The 6,629-nt window shown below is 69.7% G+C and carries 4 protein-coding genes; all 4 read right to left on the minus strand.

Features of this window, described 5'->3' with window-relative positions:
- On the minus strand, positions 1-1,517 hold a 1,517-nt coding region (locus tag LOY02_RS10540; protein WP_317182313.1), incomplete at its 3' end, for a Na+/H+ antiporter subunit D.
- Positions 1,514-1,978 (minus strand): Na(+)/H(+) antiporter subunit C, encoded by a 465-nt coding sequence (locus LOY02_RS10545; protein WP_317182314.1) that lies wholly within the window; start codon positions 1,976-1,978, stop codon positions 1,514-1,516. The genes LOY02_RS10545 and LOY02_RS10540, both read right to left, overlap by 4 nt.
- Positions 1,975-4,875, minus strand: a complete 2,901-nt coding sequence (locus LOY02_RS10550) for a Na+/H+ antiporter subunit A (protein ID WP_317182315.1) — start codon at positions 4,873-4,875, stop codon at positions 1,975-1,977. Before LOY02_RS10550 ends, LOY02_RS10545 begins: the two co-directional genes overlap by 4 nt.
- Before the next feature lie 185 nt (positions 4,876-5,060).
- The coding region (locus tag LOY02_RS10555) for a M6 family metalloprotease domain-containing protein (RefSeq protein WP_317182316.1) at positions 5,061-6,629 on the minus strand (1,569 nt) is incomplete at its 5' end.

The following is a 6,629-nucleotide window of genomic DNA, read 5'->3' on the forward strand; positions in this document are numbered from 1 at the left end:
GGGGGGTCGGTGAAGTGGTCGCGTGGCCCGGTGGCGAGGACCTCGCCGCTCGTGTCGGTTCGCGTGGTCGTCCCCGCTCCGACCGGTGTGGGGGTGGTCTCCAGCTCCGTGGACTCCGGCTCGCCTCCTGCGGTGTCCGCTGCGCCGACAACGGCGTCGGCCGCGCCCTCCCTCGCTGCAGTTTCACGCGGCAACCGGCGCCAGAACGCCTGGCTCCACACCTTGGCGAGGGCATAGAGCGTGAGCAGGCTCGTCACGATGCCGGCCGTGACGAGGACCCAGGCCATCGGTGTGCCGACCTCGACTCCCGCGTGGAGCAGGCCGACCTTCGAGAGGAATCCGGACAGCGGGGGGATCCCGGAGAGGTTCATGGCTGAGGTGAAGAAGAGGATGGCGAGGGCAGGCGACACCGCCGCGAGCCCACCGAGCCGGTCGAGGGAGGTGGTGCCGCCGAGCCGCTCGACGAGACCGGTGATGAGGAACAGCGCGGTCTGGATGGTGATGTGGTGCGCGACGTAGAAGATCGCGCCTGCGGTGCCGTGCTCGGTGGCGAGGGCGACGCCGAAGATCATGTACCCGATGTGGCTGACCAGCGTGAAGGACAGCATTCGCTTGAGGCCCGACTGCGACACGGCGCCGAGGATCCCGATGATCATCGTCAGCAGCGCCGCCCACATGAGCAGCCCGGTCAGGGGGGAGTCGGGAAAGAGCAGCGTCTGGGTGCGGATGATCGCGTAGACACCGACCTTGGTCAGCAGGCCGGCGAAGACCGCGGTCACCGGCGCCGGAGCCGTCGGATAGCTGTCGGGGAGCCAGGCGGACATGGGGAAGACCGCTGCCTTGATCCCGAAGGTGGTGAGCAGGGCCAGCTGCAGCACGAGCGCCACGCCGGCCGGCAGCCCCTCGATGCGCAGGGCGAGCTGGGCGAGGTTGACCGTGCCGGTCGCGGCATACGCGGCGGCGATGGCGATGAGGAAGAGGGCCGAGCTGACCAGGCTGACGACGACGTAGGTCGTGCCTGCGTGGATCCGCGGCCCGGCACCGCCGAGGGTGAGCAGGACGTACGAGGCGAAGAGGAGGATCTCGAAGCCGACGAAGAGGTTGAAGAGGTCACCGGCGAGGAAGGCGTTGGACACGCCGGCCATGAGCACGAGGTAGGTCGGGTGGAAGATCGACATCGGGGTGTCTTCCTCGTCGTCCGCCTGCCCCTGTCCGATCGCGAAGATGAGGACCAGGAGGGCGACGATGGCCGACACGAGGAGCATGAGCGAGCTCAGCCGGTCGGCGACGAGAGAGATGCCGAGCGGCTCGGGCCAGGCGCCCAGCCAGAGGACCTGCGGGCCGTGTGCGTCGGTCTGGTGGATGAGGACGCCGGCGACGACGACGACCGCGGTGAGGGCTCCGACGCTGATGGCCCGCTGCAGGCCGGGAGTGCGGCGGAAGGAGAGGGTGAGGGCCGCACCGAGGAGGGGGAGCAGCACGGCGAGGGGCACGAGGTTGGGCACGAAGGAGCTCATGGCGAGCTCTCCCGGGCGCTCTCGTCCGAGGTGGTGGTCGGTGCCACGTCGGGATCGTAGGTGGCCGACGGCTCGTTGGCCGAGGCCATGCTGAGGATGCGGGCATCCTCGGCGTCGTCGGGGACGTCATCGGTCCCCGCGAGCTGCCAGAGCCGGTAGGAGAGCGCCAGCAGGAAGCCCATCGTCGCGAGGGAGATGACGATGGCCGTCAGCACCATGGCCTGCGGCAGTGGGTCGCTCATCTCGTTGGGGTCTGCGGCCCCGACGAACGGGGGCCGTCCGGCCTCGCCCGCGACGACGACGTAGAGGACGGACACCCCGTTTCCGACGAGGAGCAGCCCGAGCAGGATCCGCACGAGGCTGCGGTCCAGCAGGAGCATCGTCCCGGATGCGATGAGCACCGCGACCACGACGATGAGCGTGATGTTGGGCTGGATGGTTGGCGCGATGAGGGTGGTCACTGGCGGGCCTCTCCGGGGCGGACGGCCGCCTCGCCGGCGGGCGCCTCGTCGGCATCTGCACCTGGGTCGGAGGCTTCCTCGGCGACCTGGCGGTCGATCCCGGTCCCCAGGCTTCGGACGATGTCGAGCATCATTCCCACGACGATGAGGTAGACGCCGATGTCGAAGAAGAGCGAGGTGACGAGGTGCACCTCGCCCCAGAGGGGTAGCTCGAGGTCGAGCGCCGTCGTCTCGAGGATCGTGCCGCCGAAGGCGAGGGGGGCGAGCGCCGACGTGATGACGACGAGCAGCCCGAGTCCGACGAGCAGGCCGGCGTCGAAGGGGGCGGCCTCGTCGAGCTCGTAGCGCCCGCCGGCGAGGTAGCGGATGACGAGGGCGAGCCCGGCCACGAGGCCGCCCGCGAAGCCACCGCCCGGCTGGTTGTGGCCGGCGAAGAGGAGGAAGAGCGACGCAGCGAGCATGACGTGGAAGACGAGCCGGGTCACGACCTCGAAGATGACCGACCTGCGTTCGGGACGCAGGGTGCGCCCCCCGTGCAACCACGTCCCCCTGGCCGGCTCCGTCGGCGGGAGGTTCTTGGCCGTGGCTCGGGACAGACGGGTGTTCCTCGTGCGGACGAAGATGAGGCTCGCGATGCCGGTCGCCGCGACGACGAGCACCGACACCTCCCCCATGGTGTCCCACGCCCGGATGTCGACCAGCGTGACGTTGACGATGTTCTTCCCGTGCCCGAAGGCGTAGGCCTCCTTGGGGAAACCCTCCGAGACCGGGAGCTGGTTGCGCGCGCTCGTGGTCACGAGGCCGATCGCGGCGACGCCGAGGCCGACGGCGATGCCGAGGACGAGACGCCACGAGCGGACCGGCGATTCGGGATGGCGCGTGAACTTGGTCGGGAGCCTGCGGAGCACGAGGACGAAGACGACGAGGGCAACCGTCTCGACGAGCATCTGGGTGATGCCGAGGTCCGGGGCGCCCGCGATGATGAAGAGCGTCGCTGTGCCGAAGCCGGTGACCCCGACGAGCATGATGCTCGTCACCCGCCTGCGCGCGAAGAGGACGAGCACCGCGGCGGCGACCATGATCGTCCCGACGACGACTTGGGCGGGGGAGTCCCACAGGCGCACCGGGCCGACGGTGCCCCCGACGAGGGCCGCCCCGCCGGGCAGCGTGACGAAGACGACGAGGATCGCCATGACGTAGAGGGGGAGCGAACCGCGTTGGGTCACCGCCGTCGTCTCCACCGCGCCGCGGTCGAGACCGCGCATGAGGTGCCCGAAGATCCGCTCTCCGTCGATGACGTCAGGGACCGCGGACTGGGCCCGGGCGACCCGCTCGCGGGCGACGAACAGCAGGACACCGGTGGCGACCGAGACGAGGGACAGCGCGAGTGGGAGGGTGAGGCCGTGCCACAGGGCGAGCGCCTCCGGACGGGCGCCGACGGAGAACTGGTCCGCGTAGGGCATGAGCCAGGTGGACTCGAGCGGTGCGAGCAGTCCGAGCAGCAGCGAACCCGTCCCCAGCAGGAGCGGCGCGGCGACGAAGCCGGGGTGCGGAACCGTCAGTCTCGTCGCCGGCACGCCTGGTTTCGTCGCGAACGCGCCCCAGAAGAACCGAGCGGTGTATGCCACCGTGAGGATCGACCCGAGGACGACCCCGCCCAGGGCGAGCCAGCCGAAGGGCGCCGCGAAGGGCGCCTCGTCCTGGACGCCGTCCCACAGAGCGCCGAGTGCGCTCTCCTTGGCGACGAAGCCGGTCAGGGGTGTGACCCCGGCCATGGAGAGGGCCGCCAGCCCGGCCGGGATGCTGACGGGCAGGAGCCGCTTGCCGACACCGGAGAGGCGGCGCAGGTCGCGGGTGCCCGCCGCCCTGTCGATGACCCCGACCGTGAGGAACAGGGTGGACTTGAAGAGCGCGTGCCCGACGACGAGGGCGAGGGCCGCGAGGGCAGCGGCGCGGGTCCCGATACCGCTGATCGCGACCATGAAGCCGAGCTGGCTCACGGTGCCGTAGGCGAGCAGGAGCTTGAGGTCGTGCTGGCGCAGGGCTCGCCATCCGCCGAGGAGCATCGTCGCGAGGCCGAGCCCGACCGTGAGGACGTGCCAGGCCGGCGCCCCGGCGAAGGCTGGGGCGAGGAGCGCCACGAGGTACACCCCGGCCTTGACCATTGCGGCGGCATGGAGATAGGCGCTCACCGGTGTGGGGGCTGCCATGGCTCCGGGCAGCCAGAAGTGGAACGGGACGAGCGCCGATTTCGACAGGGCTCCGACGAGCAGGAGGACGAGGGCCGCGACCGTCACCGGGTCGAGGGTCGGCCTGGAGCTGAGGAATCCGCTGATCGAGTAGGTGTGGTTGACCCCGATGGCGATGATCCCGACGAGCATCGCCAGGCCGCCGATCGTCGTCACGAGCAGGGCCTGCATCGCCGCGCGTCGGTTGGTGGAGCTGGCCGGGTTGTGCCCGATCAGGAGGTAGGAGAAGACCGTGGTCAGCTCCCAGAAGACATAGAGGACGAGGAGGTTGTCGGTCAGGACGAGTCCGAGCATCGCTCCCGCGAAGGCCGTGAACATCGAGGTGAAGCGCCACAGGGTGTCGTCGTCGGGATGGAAGTACCACGTGCAGTAGAGCAGCACGAGCGCGCCGACTCCCGTGACGAGGAGCCCGAGGACCCACGACAACGTGGTGACCCGGAAGTCCAGGTCGAGGCCGAGGCCCGGCACCCAGGTCAGGTGTTGGGTGGGACCGTTGCCAGCGCGAACCTCGCTCGAGACGCTGACGAGCCAGCCGAACGCCGTGGCCGGCACCATCGCGAGGACGAGGAAGGCCCTCCGATGCAGGAGCCGGACGAGTAACGGGGCGACGACGGCTGCCAGCAGGTGCAGGAGCAGCAGTTGCGCCACGGGTCTCCTCGGACGTGAGTAGGGGGAGCAACCGGCTCGGCTCCGCCGGAGTGACGATTCTACGGGGACGAGAGGGCCCCACCGACCAACGCCGGTGGGGCCCTCTGCGATGGGTGACGGTCAGGTGGCCCGGAGCCGGTCGGTCAGACCTGGCGGTGACGGGTCACCCGGGGTCGCCCGGGTGATCACTTCGGAGCCACGAGCACGTTCATCGCGTTGCCCTGCTTGGACGTGCTCACGACCCGGATCGTGGTCCCGGTCTTCGGCACGTCGACGCCGTACCAGCCGGGCTCGTACCGACCGGCGTGCGAGCCGGTTGCCGCGTGCTCGTCCTCGTTGACCCACCACGTCCTCGTGTCGTCGAAGACGGGGACCGCGGGCTGCGAGGCGATGGTCCCCTCCATCCCGCTGTTGTGCAGCGTGATGGCGTCGGTCGGCTCGAGCCCGAAGGTCGAGTCGTAGGACAGGATCCGGTTGCGCATCAGGGTGCCGTCCGGCCAGTGGCTGAACTCTGGGTGCGCGTCGACGGGAAGCAGCAAGCCCTTCCCGGGGTGGTCGCCGACGTTGTTGTCGGACTGCGAGCCGTCCCAGTACCAGACGAGCATCCCGTTCTGGTACGGGTGCGTCTCCACCCAGTCCGGCCTCGTGTCGAGGAATCCGAAGTTGTAGGCCGTCTTCAGGGACTCGTCATAGCCGTCGTACTGCCGGTTCTCGACGACGTAGGCGTTGAAGAACGACTGGATCTCGGTGCCGGTGGTCTCGACGAAGCCGTCGAACGTCCAGCCCTCGTCGGCCTCCGCGGTGCCGATGAGTGTGCCGTCCAGGGCGATGTCGTCGATCATGATGCCCGGCTCAGTGGCGGCGACGTCGGTCCAGTAGCGGAACCGGACCTGGGTCGTCCCGGCCGGCAGCGTGCCGGACAGGTCGACCCACGCTCCCGCGGTCGACCCGGTGATCCCGAAGCCCTGGTTCTGGCCGTTGGGGTTGCTGGTCGTCGAGCGGTTGGTGTCGACGGGCGTCCAGTTCGTGCCGTCGGGGGATGCCTCGAGGTAGGCGTAGTCCCAGTCGACCTCGATCTGGTAGTTGACCTTCGCCGTCAGCGCACCGGCTGTCGCGTCGTGCGTCATCGTCGTCTCGAGCTCGTCACCCGAGGTGCTCCAGTACATCTTCTCGCCGGCATAGGGAGTCCCGATGTCGAGCGCCACGTCCTTGTCCGGGAGGACGACGAAGAGGGCCTGCGGCTTCTTCGTGGCCGGAACGTTCGATCCGAGCGTGTGCGACGAGCGCTGGCCCGCGACGGCCACGTCGTAGAACGGGCCGTGCCTGCCCTGGGGCTGGAGCCAGCCGAGCTGGAACAGCTCCCAGGCTGAGAGGTCGGTGGGCGCGTCCCCGATCCCGTCAGGGCTGCCGTCGCCGATGTTCGACCCCGAGGACATGAGCGTCCAGAACGCGGTGTTGTTCTCCGCCCCGCCCGTGTTGCCGGACGTGTCGTAGAGGTCGGGCAGGTTGAGGTCGTGGGCGAACTCGTGGGCGAAGACCCCGAGGCCGCCGTTCTCCGGCTGGATCGTGTAGTCGAAGACCCAGACCCCGGTGGGGTTGTTGGGCACCTCCGTGCTGCTGACCAGACCGGCATTGCTGCCGATGTTGACGCCGGCGACGCCCAGCGGGCTCCCCGGATGGAGGTTCGCCTGCCAGCGGTGGCTCCAGATCGCGTCCGTGCCCTGGTTCGGGTCACCGGCGGCCTCGTCACCACC

The sequence above is a fragment of the Intrasporangium sp. genome, assembly GCF_032907665.1.
GTDB lineage: Bacteria > Actinomycetota > Actinomycetes > Actinomycetales > Dermatophilaceae > Intrasporangium.